This window comes from Listeria sp. LM90SB2 (genome assembly GCF_028867355.1).
In the GTDB taxonomy this organism is placed as follows: domain Bacteria; phylum Bacillota; class Bacilli; order Lactobacillales; family Listeriaceae; genus Listeria; species Listeria monocytogenes_B.
This window is the reverse complement of record NZ_CP046449.1, coordinates 251,745-269,492: the sequence shown is the minus strand read 5'-3', so window position 1 is coordinate 269,492 and position 17,748 is coordinate 251,745. Positions and strand designations below refer to the sequence as shown.

Below are 17,748 nucleotides of genomic sequence, written 5' to 3'. Positions count from 1 at the left end.
GGACGTAACTTTTAACGGACGCTACCTTGAAAAGACACCGGTTGGCTATGCAGGAACGTTAAAGAAATACCTATTATCTTCTGTCTTGATTGGTTGTTTTTTTCTAGTATATTTTTCATTCTAAGCATATCCCTCAGTCCTTTCTTGGTAAAATGTATTTCTATATTAGCACGTTTCCGCACTTGATACAACTTAATTTTTAACGCTTTTGAAAATAAAATAGCCCTTATCTTTTGCCACTGTTTCAACGTTGCCGAAAACTTCTTCCATTTTCTTTTCAGCAGATGGGCCGCCTTGTTTCTTTTGAATAACAATCCAAAGTTCTCCGGTTTCTTGCAAGTGATCGTAAGCACCTTCTAAAATCGCATGAACTATTCTTTTCCCTGCACGAATTGGCGGATTACTAATAATCGCTTGGTAATCGTTCGCAGTTACGCTATCATAAACCGAACTTTCATAGATATGCGTATTCGTAATTTTATTGATTTCCGCATTTTCTTTCGCAAGTTCCAGTGCGCGCAAATTAACGTCCACCATTTCAATTTGGCTATCAGGGAACGCTTTCGCTACCGTTAACCCCATCGGACCATAGCCACAACCAACATCCAAGATTTTTCCTATTTTCGTTTCTAACTCAAAAGACTCAATCAATAATCTCGAACCAAAATCGACCGTATTTTTGGAAAACACGCCATTGTCACTTGTAAAACTCATATTAAAACCTTTTAACATCACTTGCCATGTTTTTCGGTTGTGTTTAATTGTTTCGTCGTTTGTGTAGTAATGATTGTTAGTCAAGAACCGCACCTTCCTTTCGTATCTCTAGCTATTTTAGCATAAAATCTTACTCGGATGTAGCATTTTTGGTAACTCATCTTAAACTTGATTAATTGCAATAAAAAAGACCTTAGATAACAAGTATCTAAGGTCTTTAAGTTAATTACTTAACTTCTACGTTAGCGCCAACTTCTTCAAGTTTAGCTTTGATTTCTTCAGCTTCTTCTTTAGCAACGCCTTCTTTAAGAGCTTTAGGAGCGTTATCAACTAATTCTTTAGCTTCTTTTAAGCCAAGACCAGTGATTTCACGAACCACTTTGATTACTTTGATTTTAGAATCTCCAGCAGAAGCTAGTTCTACAGTGAATTCAGTTTGCTCAGCAGCAGCGCCACCAGCAGCAGCTACAGCTACAGGTGCTGCAGCAGTTACGCCAAATTCTTCTTCGATTGCTTTTACTAAATCGTTAAGTTCTAATACAGATGCTTCTTTTACGGAAGCAATGATTTCTTCAATGTTTAAAGCCATTTTGAAATTCCTCCAATAATATAATTTTTTCGGATTTAACCGAGATTTGTTTGTAGGGTTTCCCCTGGGTAGAACAGATTATGCTTCTTGTCCTTCTTTTTGGTCAGCAACAGCTTTAGTAGCGATAGCAAGACCGCGAACTGGAGCTTGAAGTACGTTGCAAAGCATAGATAGCAATCCTTCGCGTGATGGAAGTGTTGCAAGTGCTTTAATTTCTTCAAGAGAAGCAACTTTACCTTCAATAACACCGGCTTTGATTTCTAGTGCTTCATGATCTTTAGCGAAATCGTTAAGAATTTTCGCAGGCGCAACTACGTCTTCATTACTGAATGCGATTGCGTTAGGACCAGTTAGTGCTCCTTCTAAACCTTCATAACCGTTAGCTTCAACAGCACGGCGAGTTAGTGAGTTTTTGTAAACTTTAAACTCAATACCAGCATCACGCAATTGTTTACGTAATTCAGTGATTTCGCCAACGTTTAAGCCGCGGTAATCAACAATTACTGTAGACGCACTAGCTGATAATTTTGTTTTAATTTCTTCTACTGCACTTTGTTTAGCTTCAAGAACTTTACTCATTTTTCCACCTCCGTCCAACAATTAAATCTAATTAAACAGACACAAGTTCCGTTTGATCAGCAACAAAAAACCTCTGACACCGTAGACATCAGAGGTTTTTGTAAAATGCACGCGGACGCACACTTCAAAAGAAATCCCTCGGGTGGCAAATTTAAGCGATAAACGCGCCAACTGTCTACGGTAAGGATATTTGATTGTTTCAACTAGCCTATCTTATCAAAAGACAAGGGGCTGGTCAAGTTAAATTTTATAAGCTAGCTGGGTCGACTTTGATTCCAGGTCCGAAAGTAGTTGTTACGGAAAGATTTTTCACGTAAGTACCTTTCGCAGCAGCAGGTTTTGCTTTTTGTAGAACGTCATTCACAGTACGGAAGTTTTCTACTAGTTTAGCAGCATCAAAAGATACTTTACCGATTGCAGCGTGGACGTTACCAGCTTTATCAACACGGTATTCTACTTTACCAGCTTTAATTTCGTTAACTGCTTTAGTTACGTCCATAGTTACTGTACCAGTTTTAGGGTTTGGCATTAAACCTTTTGGTCCAAGGACACGGCCTAATTTACCAACTTCACCCATCATGTCAGGTGTAGCAACGATAACGTCAAATTCAAACCAACCTTGGTTGATTTTTTCAACGAATTCAGATTCACCAACGTAATCAGCTCCAGCAGCCTCAGCTTCTTTAGCTTTTTCACCTTTTGCGAATACTAATACGCGTTGAGTTTTACCAGTACCGTTTGGTAATACAACAGCACCGCGGATTTGTTGGTCCGCTTTTTTAGGGTCAACGCCAAGACGGAATGCTACTTCAACAGTTGCATCGAATTTAGCGAAGTCAATTTTTTTAGCAAGTTCAACTGCTTCTTCTGCAGTGTAAACTTTGTTTGCATCAATTTGTTTTAAAGCATCTTGATACTTTTTGCCTTTCTTAGCCATTTCTTTTCCTCCTTAATTGTCAAATTGTGAAACACACGATTAGTCTTGGATAGTGATACCCATAGAACGTGCAGTACCTTCAACCATTAGCATTGCAGATTCAACATTTGCAGCGTTAAGGTCTGGCATTTTTGTTTCAGCAATTTCCTGTACTTGAGCGCGAGTTACAGATGCAACTTTTGTTTTGTTTGGTTCACCGGATCCTTTTTCCACTTTAGCTGCTTTTTTAAGTAATACAGCTGCTGGTGGAGTTTTAGTGATGAACGTAAACGAACGGTCTTCAAATACAGTGATCACAACAGGAATAATAAGACCAGCTTGATCGGCTGTGCGAGCATTAAACTCTTTACAGAATCCCATGATGTTTACGCCAGCTTGACCTAATGCAGGTCCAACTGGAGGTGCAGGATTTGCTTTACCTGCTGGAATTTGAAGTTTAACTTCTTTAATCACTTTTTTTGCCACGAGACATACCTCCTTAAGTCCGTGATGTGGTTGACTGGGGCTGATATTTCCCCTCCCACGTTAAAACATACGTCAAAAACGTACTTATATATGATACCATTTTAAATGTGTAGTTGCAAGATTATTTTATAAATTTACTTTAAATTCCATTGCTTCTTTATCGAAATAAACATTTTTATTTTCACGCCATAAATTCAAATACGCCGTGTAACCTTGTGCTGCTTTATCTATCCATGCCGGATTCACCATTTTTAGTAGTTGTAATGTTTTTTCAAAAGCGATTTTTCTGGTGTCTGTTTCTAAAATATTATCGTCGTGCCGCATGTCTTCTTTCCGGTGGCGCAGTTCAAACTCCATTCCCATGTACCAACAAATATGCAAGAAAACCTCGTATTTAAATTCTTCAAAGTCTGTTGTTTTAAATTCACTATTTCGTTTGCCACGTTCGTAACCATAAAGCATGTAACCATCTTGTTCACTATAATCCATACAAAGCTCGCCAAAACCTGGCCCATCACCTAAGAACAATGGGAAATCGAGTTCTAAAAAATCGGCTTCTCGTTTAAATTCCAGATAAATCTGCTTTGCTTTGTCCATTTTGTCGCCTCCCTAATAAAACAACCTCCACAAATAATGTAGAGGTTGCACATTTTAAAGTTTTTCGATTTGGTTGAAATCCACTTCGACTGGCGTTTCACGTCCGAACATGTTAACCATGACTTTCGCTTTACCTTTGTCGTTGTCCATTTCGTCCACTTTACCGGAAAAGTCAGCGAATGGTCCTTCTTTGACCATAACTGTTTCGCCGATTTCAAAATCAGCTTCCGCACGTTTTTCCACCATGCCCATGCTTTTAAGAATACGATCTGCTTCTTCTGGAAGTAATGGTGTTGGCTTTGATCCAGAACCTGCTGAACCAACGAAGCCTGTAACACCAGGAGTATTACGAACAACATACCAAGAATCATCTGTCATAACGATTTCTACTAATACATAACCAGGGAAAACTTTACGTTTAATTGTTTTTGTTTTACCATTTTTCACTTCTGTTTCTTCTTCTTCCGGTACGATAACGCGGAAGATTTTATCTGACATGCCCATTGATTCTACACGTTTTTCTAAGTTTGCTTTGACTTTATTTTCATAACCGGAGTAAGTATGAACTACATACCAATTTTTTTCCATTATTTAGTTGGCAGCAATCCTATTTTGCCGCCATCCTCCTTTTAGTATAATCCAAAATAAAAAACCCGAAAGTTGTACGGGTTTTGTCTCAAGTAATAGTATATCATTATCTTTGTAAAATTCCTAGCACTACACGATAAGTTTAATAATTTGTTCGATACCGAAATCAATTAACATAAAGAATAAAGCAAATAAAACTACTGTAATAACTACTGTTACTGTGTAGGTTAAAAGTTCTTTTCTAGTTGGCCACGTAACTTTGTGCATTTCGGATGAAACATTCCGAAAGAATCTTGCTATTGCAGACATACCAAAACCTCCATATCGTCTATTTTGTTTCTCGATGTAATGTATGTTTATTGCAGTGTCGGCAGAATTTCTTCACTTCTAAACGCGTTTCTTTCTGCGTCCCGCTAACATTGACTGTATAGTTTCTTGAACCACACTCAGAACAAGCGAGGGATGTTTTCTTCTTCATAAATTATCTCAACTCCGCAATCATTAAATATGCCATGCCAAAAAATAGGCACATTTCATCCATATAAATATAACATCTGGCTCTTAGCTAGTCAATTGTTTTTTCATTCTAGCTGTTTCATCATTTTCTTTTTTACACGTTGTAAGGCATTATCGATTGCTTTCTCTTTTTTGTTGAAGAAAAGCGCCATTTCTTGATAGCTCTTACCTTCTAAATATTGTTTTAATACTTCTTTTTCAAATTCGCTTGTGACTTGTTCTAGTTGACGCGCTACATGCGTTAAATCTTCGTTTTTGATTAAAAAGTCTTCTGGGGTTTCGGCTGCTTTTTCGGAAATCACGTCTAATAAAGTCCAGTCCATATCATCCTCAGCTATTGGTGTATCTAATGAAACAGAATTATTAAGCGGAATATTCTTCTGTCTAGACGCCCGCTTCACCGCCGAAAGAAGCTGTCTGTTAATACACATTTCTGCAAAAGATCGAAAAGAAGCTTCTTTTGTTTTATCGTAATCCCGAATTGCTTTGAAAAGGCCAATCATCGCTTCTTGAATTAAATCGTCCCGCTCCGCACCTTGCAGAAAATATTGGGTTGATTTCCAGTAAATAACAGACTGATACTTACTGAAAAAATATTCTAACGCTTCTGTATCACCGCTTCTCGCTAGTTCAAGCATCGCAAGTTCTTCTTGGTTCACTGAATTATCCACTAGGCTAATCGGCTCCTTTACGACAGGATTTCTTCTATGGTTGCTCCATTATACATAGTCAAAAACATACCGTCAATCCCTTACTCCTCGCCTCTTCTCCACTTTTCGAGCTGTGAAATGACATCAGAATCCAGATTAAGGTTTGATTTCGGCATTTCTTCCTGAATTCGCTTGATTTTCTGTCCGATTTGTTTACTCATTTCTTGAATTTCAAAAAGTAACTCTCGGGATGAAATTCGTAGTGCTCCTTGTCCAAAAATAGCCCACTGTTCTGTATAATCAGATGTTGCTACCATAATTTGCGTCCGCACGTTTTTCCATTCAATCGCTTTTTGTTCGATGTACTCATCTGCCGTTTCATCCTCATGCGTAAAAACGACTTCGACTTGATATTTCTTGCTTTTCCTCTTCACGCCCCGGACAAACTGTGCATCAAAAACGACCACAACCCGATATCCTGTATAACTTTGATATTCCGCCATCCATTCAACAAGCTTATCTCTTGCCGCTTCCAAATCACGATCTTTTAAGAAACTAAGTTCTGGCCATGCCCCAATCACATTATATCCGTCAACAAGCAGAATTTGTTCCATCTTTATTTCTCCAGAGGGAAACGTTTCCGATAAACTTCATAAAGTAACAAACTAGCTGCAACAGATGCATTAAGTGATGTAACTTTTCCACGCATTGGTAAATGAACGAGGAAATCACATTTTTCACGTACTAAGCGGCTCATTCCAAAACCTTCACTACCAATAACAATAGCAAGCGGCATATCCACATCCATCGTCCGGTAATCGCTACTACCTTTCGCATCTGTTCCAAAAATCCAAAGCCCGCGTTTTTGTAGTTCTTCCATTGTCCGTACCATATTCGTCACGCGAACCACTGGTACATATTCCATCGCCCCAGTACTTGCTTTGGCTACAGTTTGCGTCAAACCTACAGAGCGACGTTTCGGAATAATAATCCCATGTGCTCCAACAGAATCTGCTGTACGCATAATTGATCCTAAGTTGTGTGGATCTTCTAATTCATCCAAAATAATGAAAAATGGCATTTCATCTTTCGCTTCAGCAGCAGCGAATAAATCGTCTAACTCCGCATATTGATAAGCCGCCACTTGAGCTGCAACACCCTGATGCGCTCCACTCACTACTTTTTCAATCTTTTGTTTGGGTACAAATTGAACTTGGATTTTCCGTTCTTTCGCTAATGTTAAGACTTGTTTTAATACGCCTTTTTGTGAACCTTCTTGCACGTATATTTTATGGATATCTCTATCAGATCGTAATACTTCAAGAACAGGATTTCTCCCGCCAATCCACTCTTGCTCATTTTCTTGTTCCATTAGTTGGTTTCCACTCCTTTTTCTACTATTTCAAGCGCCTTTTCCATCCATTCTTGTAAACGATCCAACTCACCAGCTAAGTAAAGATAACCTAGCACTGCTTCAAAAGATGTGGACATACTGTAAGTTCCAGGGTCAGTATTTTTAGGCACTGTATACGACTTGGCATTACGCCCACGCTTTGCAATTCTATCTTCTTCTTCCGTCAAAAAGCCTTCCGCAATCATAGCTTTTAGCGCCACAGCTTGCCCTTTTGCAGAAACGAATTTTGTCGCCGTTTTGTGCAACTGATTCGGCTTTGTTTTTCCAGCAGCAAGTAAATATTCGCGAATAAATTTTTCATAAACTGCGTCACCCATGTAAGCAAGCGCGAGGCCATTAAGTTGTTTGTATTCTTTCACTTCTGCCATGATTTACCCCCGTCTAAACCGCGTGCCTTGCGCAGTGTCTTCCAAAATAATATTTTTTTCTTTTAAAATGTCTCGAATTTCATCAGCGCGTGCAAAATTACGTTCGTTTCGCGCTTGCAGACGTTCTTCAATTAACGCTTCTACTTCGCTATCATCCAGCGAATCAGTTTGCGTATTTTCTAATTTCAAGCCTAATACTTCCGCAAACAAACGCATCATGCTTAAGAATTCGCGCAGAACATTGATAGAAACAGTTTCTTTAGCCAAATAAATATTGGCACGCTTTGCAAGTTCGTGAAAAGTAGTAATCGCATTTGCTGTATTGAAATCATCATCCATATCATCTTCAAAAGCTTGTTTTAATTCCGTTAGTTGTTCTAGCCATTCATCCTCATGCGCTTCTTCCACATATTCACCGTCATCCGTTTGAATACGGTGATCAATATTTTGGTATGCAATCATTAACCGTTCCAACCCATTTTTCGCATCTTCTAAAATTGCATCATTCAGTGTAATTGGCTTCCGGTAATGTACAGATAGCATGAAGAAACGAATCACATTTGGATCATTGTCTTTTAGCACATCATGCAGCGTAATAAAATTCCCAAGTGATTTGGACATTTTTTCCCCATCAATATTTAAAAAGGCATTATGCATCCAGTAGTTCGCGAACGTTTTCCCAGTTGCCGCTTCGGATTGAGCAATCTCATCCTCATGGTGAGGGAATACTAAATCTTGCCCACCCGCATGAATATCAATCGTGTCACCAAGATATTTTTTCGCAAGCGCCGAGCATTCAATATGCCAACCCGGGCGCCCATTACCAAACGGACTTTCCCAGAAAATTTCACCCGGTTTAGCCGCTTTCCAAAGGGTGAAATCAAGTTCATCTTGCTTACGCTCATTATATTCAACCCGAGCCCCGTGCTGCAATTCCGATAATTCTTGGCCAGATAGTTTCCCGTAATCTTTGAATTTTTTCGTCCGGAAATACACATCACCAGCCGACTCATACGCATAGCCTTTTTCAATTAGCGTACTGATCAATTGAATAATTTCATCCATATTCTCCGTTACACGTGGATTCACAGTCGCTTTCGCCACATTCAGTTGATCTACATCATCAAAGTAAGCCCCAATAAAACGATCCGCCACTTCGGGAACCGTCAACTTTAGCTCATTTGCCGCACGAATTAATTTATCATCCACATCCGTAAAATTAGACACGAATTTCACATCATAACCACGATACGTAAAATAACGTCGAACTGTATCGAAAACAATAATTGGCCGCGCATTCCCGATATGAATGTAGTTATACACAGTCGGTCCGCAAACGTACATTTTCACTTCGCCATCTTTGAGTGGTTTAAAAGGCTCTTTCTCTCGTTTTAACGTATTAAAAATTTGTATCGACAATCAGATCTACTCCTTTTCCTTCAAAAGTTTTTCTACTATATTTTCTAATTCCGCAATTCGTAATGTCAGTTCATCCATTTTAGGAACCGCATGTCCTACCGTACGACCATTCAAACGAACAACCTTAGCAGGAATCCCAACAACCGTCGCGCCTGGAGGTACATCTTTTAAAACGACAGCTCCTGCTCCAATACGCGCTCCTGCTCCAATTTCCACCGGCCCAAGTACTTTCGCTCCTGCCGAAACAAGCGCCCCGTCACCGACAGTTGGATGGCGTTTCCCGCAATCTTTTCCAGTTCCACCTAGCGTAACTCCGTGGAATATCGTTACATCATCCCCAATTTCTGCTGTTTCACCAATAACAATTCCTGCACCATGATCAATAAAAAGCCTTCTACCAATAGTTGCGCCTGGATGAATCTCTATATTAGTCCAGAAACGAGCGTTCTGCGATAATACTTTTCCAAACAAAACCATTTTATGACGATAAAAAAAGTTCGCCACACGATGCCACCAAAGTGCGTGCAATCCCGGATTCGTTAAAAAAGCATCAAAAAAGCTTTTCGTCGCAGGGTCATTCTTTATAATTGTTGCAATATCTTCTTTTAAGCGAGTTGGCATTTTGTTGCCTCCTTATTCAAGTTCGTACATTTTTTATTGGAACCTACGCCAACAAAAAAAGCCCCTCCGATACAGAGACGCTTTGCGCGGTTCCACTCTGACTTGAGTATTGCCAATTTTAGCAAATACTCCAACTCTAGGGGTGGGGGTAACGACCCACATTTCGTCTGACGATACTAAATTTCCCATCAGAATTCAGGGAGGCATTTCAGGAGTGTTCAGCTAAGTCGCTTCCAGCCATGGCGACTCTCTCTATAAACTTAGAATTCCGTACTTCTTCCCATCAGCACTTTTTCCGTATATTTAGTTCTATTATAACAGCAATAAAATTCCTTGCAACTGAAATATATCAAAATAAAAAAGCACCCCGCAAATAGCCGAGATGCTTTCATTCAAAATTAATTATTTTTCAACCATGTATCCAAACGATTAAGCACTTTTTCACGACCAAGAACTTCGATTGCAAGTGGCAATTCAGGACCATGCATTTCACCCGTTGTCACAATACGAATTGGCATAAATAAACCTTTACCTTTTACGCCCGTTTCTTTTTGAACCCGCTTGATTGCCGCTTTTACTTCCGCAGCTTCTAGAACTTCTAGTGCTTCTAATTCTTTTTTGAATGCTGAAATAACAGTTGGAACTGTCTCTTCCGCAAGCACTGCTGTTTCTTCTTCATCAAACGTAATGGACTCTGCGTCAGCAAAAAACATTTCAGAAAGTGGCACAATTTCCGCACCATAGCTCATTTGCTCATGATAAAGTGACACTAATTTGTGCACCCAATCAAGTTCCGCTTGATCTAACTCAGCAGATACAACACCTGCTTTTTGTAAATGCGGTAGCGATAGTTCTACTACATCGTTTAGTGGTAATTTTTTCACATATTGGTTATTCACCCAAGTCAATTTAACATTATCAAATAATGCTGGTGATTTAGATAAACGCTTCGGATCAAACATTTTAATGAATTCTTCTTTAGAGAAAATTTCTTCTTCCCCTTCTGGAGACCAACCAAGCATAGCAATAAAGTTAAATAATGCTTCTGGTAAATATCCTAAATCGCGATATTGTTCGATAAATTGAATAATCGAACCGTCACGTTTACTTAATTTACGTCTGCTCTCATTCACAATAAGTGTCATATGACCAAAAATTGGCGGCTCCCAGCCAAATGCATTATAAATCAAAATTTGCTTAGGCGTATTCGAAATATGGTCATCCCCACGAAGAACATGAGAGATTTCCATTAAATGGTCATCCACTGCTACAGCAAAGTTATAAGTCGGAATTCCATCTTTTTTCGCAATAACAAAATCGCCTATTCCATTTGATTCAAAAGAAACATCGTCTTTCACCATATCGTTAAAAGTGATTGTTTCATTTGCTGGCACTTTGAAACGAATACTTGGTTTAAAACCTTGCGCTTCTTTCTCCGCTTGTTGTTCTTTTGTTAAATGACGACATTTCCCGCTATAACGAGGCATTTCACCGTTTGCTTTTTGTTTTTCACGTTCAGCATCCAGCTCTTCTTCCGTACAATAACATTTATAAGCCAAACCTTCATCCAGAAGTTGTTGAATTAACGGTTCATAAATGGATTGACGTTCCGATTGACGGTAAGGTCCGTATTTTCCAGGAACATCCACACCTTCATCCCAGTCCATACCTAGCCATTTCAAATTTGTCATCTGACTTTCTTCACCGTCAGCTATGTTACGTTTCGCATCCGTGTCTTCAATTCGAATGATAAAATCTCCATCATTATGTCTTGCAAATAAATAGTTAAATAGGGCAGTACGCGCATTCCCAATATGCAAAAATCCAGTTGGACTTGGTGCATAACGTACACGTACTCGTTTTGTTTCACTCACAATTATTCACTCCTTCAATTATTTTTCAAGTAAGACAACGGCTAGACTTGCGATGCCTTCTTCCCGACCAGTAAACCCTAATTTCTCTGTCGTAGTCGCCTTTACATTAACTTGGGCTGAATCCGCATGTAGCAACTCCGCAATTCGAAGCTTCATTTGCTCCACATATGGCGCCATTTTTGGCTTTTCAGCAATAATAGTAGCATCTAGATTTCCAAGACGAAAACCATCCGCCTCTACCTTCTGCCAAATTTCCTCAAGTAGCTCAGCTGAATCCGCATCTTTAAAAGCCATATCTGTGTCCGGAAAAAAATGACCAATATCACCAGCGCCAATTGCGCCTATGATAGCATCAGTAATAGCATGAAGAAGTACATCCGCATCACTGTGACCTAGTAACCCTTTCTCATAAGGAATTTTAATCCCGCCAACAATCAGTTCTCGGTCATAAGCAAGTTTATGTACATCATAACCTTGGCCAATTCTAATCATTTGCTATCCCTCCAAGTTCCCCTAAAATCGCCTTAGCGAGCGGCATATCTTCAGGAGTTGTCAGCTTAATATTATAATAGCTTCCTTGGACAATAGCAACAGGACAAGGAAGTCGCTCAACCAGACTAGCTTCATCCGTTCCTAAAAACTGTTCTTTTCGAGCAAGCTGATGCGCTTTTCGTAAAATAGGCAGTTCAAAAGCTTGCGGCGTTTGAACTTGCCAAAGATTTTCACGGTCAACAGTTTCTTGAACGACACCTTTCACCACTCGTTTCACCGTATCTTTTACTTTTACTGCACAAATCGCGGCTTTACTTTGCTCTACACCAATTAATAATCGATCAATAATATCTAACGTGATAAACGGTCTTGCGCCATCATGTACTAAGACAACCCGCTCCGTCCCACAACGTTCAAGACCTGCTGCCACACTATATTGGCGTTCACTTCCGCCCTTCACAATCTCAATTCGGCTTTCAGCAACGTTAAGCTGACTCATTAATTCTTTCACATGCTTTCTTTCCTCTTCTTGACTCACAACAATCACTTTGGAACAACGATTATCTGCTAAAAAAGGACGCAAGGCATGAATGAAAATTGGTTCACCAACTAACTCTAGCCACATTTTATTTTTCTGGGCATTCATACGTTTCCCTTGACCTGCCGCTAAAAAAACCAACTCATAATTCATGCTTATTTCCTCCTTCTAATCAGGATGGTTTAGCAAAAATCATTCTTCCTGCTGATGTTTGAAGTACACTCGTTACTTCCACTTGAATTGTTTCATTAATAAATTTACGACCATCTTCTACAACAATCATTGTTCCATCATCTAAATATGCAACGCCTTGATTGTGTTCTTTACCATCTTTCACCATAAGAACAGTCATTTTCTCACCTGGCAAAACAACAGGTTTTACAGCATTCGCTAAATCATTAATATTTAAAACAGGTACATTTTGGAACTCACATACTTTGTTTAAATTATAATCATTTGTAACAACAATACCGCCCATTACTTTAGCAAGTTTCACAAGTTTACTATCCACTTCTGGCGTATCTTCAAAATCACCTTCATACATTTCCACTTGAATAGCATCTTCTTTTTGGATTCGATTTAAAATATCTAATCCCCGGCGCCCTCTTGTACGTTTAAGCGTATCGGATGAATCCGCAATATGCTGAAGTTCGGCTAACACAAATAGTGGAATAACCACCGTTCCATCTAAAAATCCAGTAGTCAAAATGTCTGCAATACGACCATCAATAATTACACTCGTATCCAAAATTTTATATGTTTTCTTAGATTTCTCTTCTGTTTTCTCTTCTTCTGGTGTTCTTTTCTTTGCATTTCTGTTATTGACAAAATTTCCAAATTCGTTGCGACGACTAATTCCGATACGGAACCCTAAATAACCTAGAACTAATGTTAAAATAACTGGTACTACTGAATTTAAAAGCGGAATATTTGTTTGACTTAATGCATTGCTCGCGAAAAACGCAATGACCAAACCTACAAATAAACCAAGTCCCCCATAAACAAGGGTTGCAATAGCAATTTTAGCTAACTTTTCCTCTAACCAATTAAGTGCGGCTTCTACATATTTCACCGCCCAGAAAGTAATAAGATAAAATATAAGTGCACCAATCAGAGCATCAGTATAAGGATTATTAATTAGCAGAATGTGACCTATTCCAAGTTTCACCCATAGAGCAGGTAGTGAAAAGACTCCCGTTGTCCCACCTAGAATTAAAAAACACACTCGAATTACCCATGTAAGCATTTAGTTTCCTCCTTTCCATTTTTAATTTATATGTATAATTGGGCTATTACCAAATATACATATAGCACTATTTTACACTATTAAAAGACTATACCGCAAATAGTACTCACGGAATCAACGAAGTATTTAGTTTTAATCTGGTAAAGCTTTCTTCAAAGCTTCTCCAATCGTTTCCACCCCAACCACTTGCACGTCTTTCGGTATTTTCCAATTACCTTCGTTATTTTTAGGAATAAAAATTCGCTTAAAGCCAAGTTTTGCGGCTTCTTGTACGCGTTGTTCAATTCTTGCAACACGACGAATCTCACCTGTAAGTCCAAGTTCTCCAATAAAGCAATCCGTACTTCTTGTTGGTTTATCACGATAGCTAGATGCAACACTGACTGCAACCGCCAAATCCACTGCAGGTTCATCCAATTTAACCCCACCAGCTGCTTTCAAATAAGCATCTTGGTTTTGCAACATTAAACCTACTCGCTTTTCTAAAACAGCCATAATTAGCGAAACTTTATTATAGTCTATTCCTGTCGCCATTCGCTTAGCATTACCAAACATCGTAGGCGAAACAAGCGCTTGTATTTCCACAAGGACGGGGCGAGTTCCTTCCATAGAAGCTACAACCGTTGAACCTGAAGCGCCTTCAAGACGTTCTTCCAAGAACACTTCGGAAGGATTAGCAACTTCTACAAGTCCAACATCTCGCATTTCAAATATACCCATTTCATTAGTGGAACCAAAACGGTTTTTCACTGCACGCAAAATCCGGTAAGCATGATGACGCTCCCCTTCAAAATAAAGCACAGTATCAACCATATGTTCAAGTAGGCGCGGCCCCGCAATAGCACCTTCCTTTGTTACATGTCCAACAATAAAGATTGCAATGTTTTGCATTTTAGCAATTCGCATCAATGTCGCTGTACATTCCCTAACTTGCGAAACACTCCCCGCTGCACTTGTAACATCGGGATGATAAACAGTCTGAATGGAGTCAATGACTACAAAATCAGGCTTCACAAAATCAATCGTTTCTTGAACTGCTTCTAAATTTGTTTCTGCATACACATATAAATTATCTCCCGAAACTTGCAAGCGTTCCGCCCGCAGCTTCGTTTGTTTGATAGATTCTTCTCCTGATATATACAATACTTTTTTATTTGTGAGCGTCAGTTGAGCTGAAACTTGCAGTAATAAAGTCGACTTCCCGATACCAGGATCCCCACCGACAAGTACCATAGATCCTGGAACCACACCTCCGCCAAGAACTCTATTTAACTCCGGCATATTGGTTTCGACACGTTTTTCTGTTTCACTTGCTATTTGAGTAATTGGAGTCGCTTTCGAAGGTTCTCCCGTATGATTAAAAGCTGAGCGTGATTTTTTTGACGGCTCCAAAGCTTCTACCATCTGATTCCACTCGTTGCAATTCGGACATTTTCCCATCCATTTTGCCGATTCATATCCACATGCCTGACACACAAATTTGGTTGTCCTTTTTGCTTTAGCCATTTCTACATCCCTCCATACATATGCTCCATTTTACCACAGATCATCTGTTCGCGTTAATCCTTTTCATCAAATTCGTTTTTTTGACACGAATCCTGATTTTTCCATAAAAAACCTCCCTTCAAAATTGATTAAGGGAGGCGTGTTTGTTATTTAGTTTTTACCTTTTTTGCAGTTGTTTTCTTTTTTGGTGCGTCTTTTTTTCTAACCTCTAACTTGCCATCTTTTACACCAATTTCCACGTAATCGCCTACTTTAATGTTACCACGAAGTAATTCTTCAGAAAGCATATCTTCCACTTCTTTTTGAATAGCTCGTTTCAAAGGACGGGCTCCGTATTCTGGATCGTATCCGTCTTTAGCAATTTTGGATTTCGCACCTTCAGTTAATTTCACATGAATATCGCGTTCGGCTAATCGTTTTGTTAATTGAGCAGTCAGCAAAGTAACAATTTGTTTCAATTCTTTTTCTTGTAGCGAATGGAATACAATTGTTTCATCAATTCGGTTGATAAACTCTGGCCGGAACGCCTGTTTTAAATCTTGTAAAACACGGTGCTCCATAGCTTTATGGTCTTTAAGCGGATCAATAACATTAAAGCCCATTGATTTATCTTGTTTCATTTCTTGAGCCCCAATATTGGAAGTCATAATGATGACCGTATTTCTAAAATCAACCACCCGTCCTTTAGAATCAGTCAAACGACCATCGTCAAGCACTTGTAGCAACATATTAAATACATCCGGATGCGCTTTTTCAATTTCATCTAAAAGAACTACTGAATAAGGTTTTTGACGAACTTTTTCTGTCAGTTGCCCACCTTCTTCATAGCCTACATAACCTGGAGGAGCCCCAACTAAACGAGCAGTCGAGAATTTCTCCATGTACTCAGACATGTCAATTCGAATCATCGAATCCTCATCGCCAAACATAGACTCAGCAAGCGCGCGAGCAAGTTCTGTTTTCCCAACACCAGTAGGTCCAAGGAAAATAAAGGAACCAATTGGACGCTTAGGATCTTTAAGTCCAGCACGAGCTCTACGTACAGCTAGCGAAACAGCTTTCACCGCAGCATCTTGCCCAATCACGCGTTCATGTAAAAGTTTCTCCATATTTAAAAGTTTATTTGTCTCTGTTTCCGCAAGTTTTGCAACTGGAATCCCAGTCCAACTTGCAACAACTTCAGCAACAATCTCTTCTGTTACTTCACTATGGTCAAGCCCTTGCTTTTCTTGCCAATTCGCTTTTGTTTCTTCTAATGATTTTTTAAGTTTTTGTTCTTTATCGCGTAATGACGCTGCTTTTTCAAATTCTTGCCCTTGAACAGCCGCATCTTTTTCTTTTTTCAAATCGGATAAATTGTTTTCCATTTCTTTTACATTTTTTGGCGTTGTAAAAGATTTCAAACGTACTTTAGAACCAGATTCATCAATAACATCAATCGCTTTATCCGGTAAGAAACGGTCTGAAATGTACCGATCAGATAGACGAACAGCAGCCTCAAGCGCTTCATCAGTAATCGCAACACGGTGATGCGCCTCATAACGATCACGCAACCCATGTAAAATTTGAATGGATTCTTCTACAGTTGGCTCATCTACTTTAATCGGTTGGAAACGTCTCTCAAGTGCAGCATCTTTTTCAATATATTTACGGTACTCATCCAGTGTTGTTGCACCAATACATTGCAACTCACCACGAGCTAGAGGCGGCTTCAAGATATTCGAGGCATCAATCGCACCTTCCGCTCCACCAGCACCAATTAAGGTATGCAATTCATCAATAAATAGAATAACATTGCCGGCTTGACGAATCTCATCCATTACTTTTTTCAAACGGTCTTCAAATTCACCACGATATTTTGTCCCTGCCACAACAGTCCCCATATCCAGTGTCATTACACGTTTTCCACGTAAAGTCTCAGGCACTTCATTACGAACAATTTGTTGCGCTAGTCCTTCTGCAATCGCTGTTTTACCAACACCAGGTTCTCCAATAAGTACTGGGTTATTCTTCGTACGACGACTAAGCACTTCAATCACACGTTGGATTTCTTTAGAACGGCCAATAACCGGATCCAAATTATCTTCCCGAGCAATAACTGTTAAATCACGTGCCAAACTATCTAAAGTCGGTGTAGCCTGTGTATTTGTTTGTCTTCCTGCCCCAGTAGCATCCCCGCCGCCTAAGAGCTGTAAAACTTGCTGACGAGCTTTATTCAAACTAATACCAAGATTACTTAAAACTCGAGCCGCAACTCCTTCGCCTTCACGAATAAGCCCCAGTAAGATATGTTCTGTTCCAACATAAGTATGCCCTAATTTACGAGCCTCATCCATGGACAGTTCAATTACTTTTTTCGCACGAGGTGTATATTGGATCGTCGTCACAGCTTTTTCCCCATGACCAATTAATCCTTCTACCTCTTGCTGCACTTTTTCAGAACTAATTCCCAGTTCATAGAGAGCTTTTGCCGCAATTCCTTCGCCTTCTCTTACAAGCCCTAATAAAATATGTTCTGTTCCTAAATTACTATGATTCAAACGCATCGCCTCTTCTTGTGACAACGCGAGTACTTTCTGAGCTCTTTGCGTAAATCGTCCAAACATCATTGTTGTTTCCTCCTTATCGTAAGCCT

Annotated in this window: 21 protein-coding genes and 2 other annotated features; all 21 genes read right to left on the bottom strand. The window is 39.4% G+C overall.

The features are described from left to right. Positions 1–192: 192 nt before the first annotated feature. Positions 193–798: a class I SAM-dependent methyltransferase gene (locus GL301_RS01355; RefSeq protein ID WP_003728076.1), complete on the bottom strand. Its 606-nt coding sequence runs from the start codon at positions 796–798 to the stop codon at positions 193–195. Between the two features lie 142 nt (positions 799–940). After that, a complete protein-coding gene (gene rplL, locus GL301_RS01350) occupies positions 941–1,303 on the bottom strand; it encodes a 50S ribosomal protein L7/L12 (protein WP_003726839.1) in 363 nt (120 codons plus the stop codon). Between the two features lie 78 nt (positions 1,304–1,381). Beyond that, entirely contained in the window at positions 1,382–1,882 is a 501-nt protein-coding gene (gene rplJ / locus GL301_RS01345) for a 50S ribosomal protein L10 (protein ID WP_003723030.1), read from the bottom strand. Positions 1,883–1,937: 55 nt separating this feature from the next. Beyond that, positions 1,938–2,081 (bottom strand) — a sequence feature (ribosomal protein L10 leader region). 48 nt (positions 2,082–2,129) lie between these two features. Next, a complete protein-coding gene (gene rplA / locus GL301_RS01340) occupies positions 2,130–2,819 on the bottom strand; it encodes a 50S ribosomal protein L1 (protein ID WP_003726838.1) in 690 nt (229 codons plus the stop codon). A gap of 39 nt (positions 2,820–2,858) precedes the next feature. Beyond that, on the bottom strand, positions 2,859–3,284 hold the full coding sequence (gene rplK / locus GL301_RS01335) for a 50S ribosomal protein L11 (protein ID WP_003718336.1): 426 nt from the start codon (positions 3,282–3,284) through the stop codon (positions 2,859–2,861). Positions 3,285–3,410: 126 nt separating this feature from the next. Continuing rightward, entirely contained in the window at positions 3,411–3,881 is a 471-nt protein-coding gene (locus tag GL301_RS01330) for an Imm63 family immunity protein (protein WP_010958698.1), read from the bottom strand. Positions 3,882–3,935: 54 nt separating this feature from the next. After that, positions 3,936–4,469: a transcription termination/antitermination protein NusG gene (gene nusG, locus GL301_RS01325; RefSeq protein ID WP_003726896.1), complete on the bottom strand. Its 534-nt coding sequence runs from the start codon at positions 4,467–4,469 to the stop codon at positions 3,936–3,938. 129 nt (positions 4,470–4,598) lie between these two features. Then, positions 4,599–4,778, bottom strand: a complete 180-nt coding sequence (secE, locus tag GL301_RS01320; RefSeq protein WP_003726895.1) for a preprotein translocase subunit SecE — start codon at positions 4,776–4,778, stop codon at positions 4,599–4,601. 19 nt (positions 4,779–4,797) lie between these two features. Then, positions 4,798–4,947, bottom strand: coding sequence for a 50S ribosomal protein L33 (gene rpmG, locus GL301_RS01315; RefSeq protein ID WP_003728079.1), 150 nt, complete (start codon positions 4,945–4,947; stop codon positions 4,798–4,800). A 103-nt stretch (positions 4,948–5,050) separates the two neighbouring features. Continuing rightward, complete coding sequence (locus tag GL301_RS01310; protein ID WP_003728080.1) at positions 5,051–5,656, bottom strand: RNA polymerase factor sigma-70; 606 nt, start codon at positions 5,654–5,656, stop codon at positions 5,051–5,053. 80 nt (positions 5,657–5,736) lie between these two features. After that, entirely contained in the window at positions 5,737–6,249 is a 513-nt protein-coding gene (locus GL301_RS01305) for an NYN domain-containing protein (RefSeq protein ID WP_003726877.1), read from the bottom strand. Positions 6,250–6,251: 2 nt separating this feature from the next. Continuing rightward, entirely contained in the window at positions 6,252–7,007 is a 756-nt protein-coding gene (gene rlmB, locus GL301_RS01300) for a 23S rRNA (guanosine(2251)-2'-O)-methyltransferase RlmB (protein ID WP_003724085.1), read from the bottom strand. Next, positions 7,007–7,417: a Mini-ribonuclease 3 gene (locus tag GL301_RS01295; RefSeq protein WP_003731085.1), complete on the bottom strand. Its 411-nt coding sequence runs from the start codon at positions 7,415–7,417 to the stop codon at positions 7,007–7,009. Before GL301_RS01295 ends, rlmB begins: the two co-directional genes overlap by 1 nt. 3 nt (positions 7,418–7,420) lie before the next feature. Beyond that, a complete protein-coding gene (gene cysS / locus GL301_RS01290) occupies positions 7,421–8,836 on the bottom strand; it encodes a cysteine--tRNA ligase (protein ID WP_003724083.1) in 1,416 nt (471 codons plus the stop codon). Positions 8,837–8,842: 6 nt separating this feature from the next. After that, positions 8,843–9,457, bottom strand: coding sequence for a serine O-acetyltransferase EpsC (gene epsC / locus GL301_RS01285; RefSeq protein ID WP_003726845.1), 615 nt, complete (start codon positions 9,455–9,457; stop codon positions 8,843–8,845). A gap of 70 nt (positions 9,458–9,527) precedes the next feature. Beyond that, positions 9,528–9,753 (bottom strand) — a binding site (T-box leader). Positions 9,754–9,855: 102 nt separating this feature from the next. Continuing rightward, positions 9,856–11,331 (bottom strand): glutamate--tRNA ligase, encoded by a 1,476-nt coding sequence (gltX, locus tag GL301_RS01280; RefSeq protein WP_003728082.1) that lies wholly within the window; start codon positions 11,329–11,331, stop codon positions 9,856–9,858. A gap of 18 nt (positions 11,332–11,349) precedes the next feature. Further along, on the bottom strand, positions 11,350–11,823 hold the full coding sequence (gene ispF, locus GL301_RS01275) for a 2-C-methyl-D-erythritol 2,4-cyclodiphosphate synthase (RefSeq protein WP_003728083.1): 474 nt from the start codon (positions 11,821–11,823) through the stop codon (positions 11,350–11,352). Continuing rightward, positions 11,816–12,514 carry a 2-C-methyl-D-erythritol 4-phosphate cytidylyltransferase gene (ispD, locus tag GL301_RS01270; protein ID WP_003728084.1) on the bottom strand — a complete coding sequence of 233 codons (699 nt, stop codon included), beginning with the start codon at positions 12,512–12,514 and terminating at the stop codon, positions 11,816–11,818. The genes ispF and ispD overlap by 8 nt, the downstream gene beginning before the upstream one ends. Before the next feature lie 19 nt (positions 12,515–12,533). Next, complete coding sequence (locus tag GL301_RS01265) at positions 12,534–13,607, bottom strand: PIN/TRAM domain-containing protein (protein WP_003723899.1); 1,074 nt, start codon at positions 13,605–13,607, stop codon at positions 12,534–12,536. Between the two features lie 132 nt (positions 13,608–13,739). Beyond that, a complete protein-coding gene (gene radA, locus GL301_RS01260) occupies positions 13,740–15,113 on the bottom strand; it encodes a DNA repair protein RadA (protein ID WP_003723898.1) in 1,374 nt (457 codons plus the stop codon). 146 nt (positions 15,114–15,259) lie between these two features. Continuing rightward, on the bottom strand, positions 15,260–17,722 hold the full coding sequence (locus GL301_RS01255; protein WP_003726424.1) for an ATP-dependent Clp protease ATP-binding subunit: 2,463 nt from the start codon (positions 17,720–17,722) through the stop codon (positions 15,260–15,262). Positions 17,723–17,748: the final 26 nt, after the last annotated feature.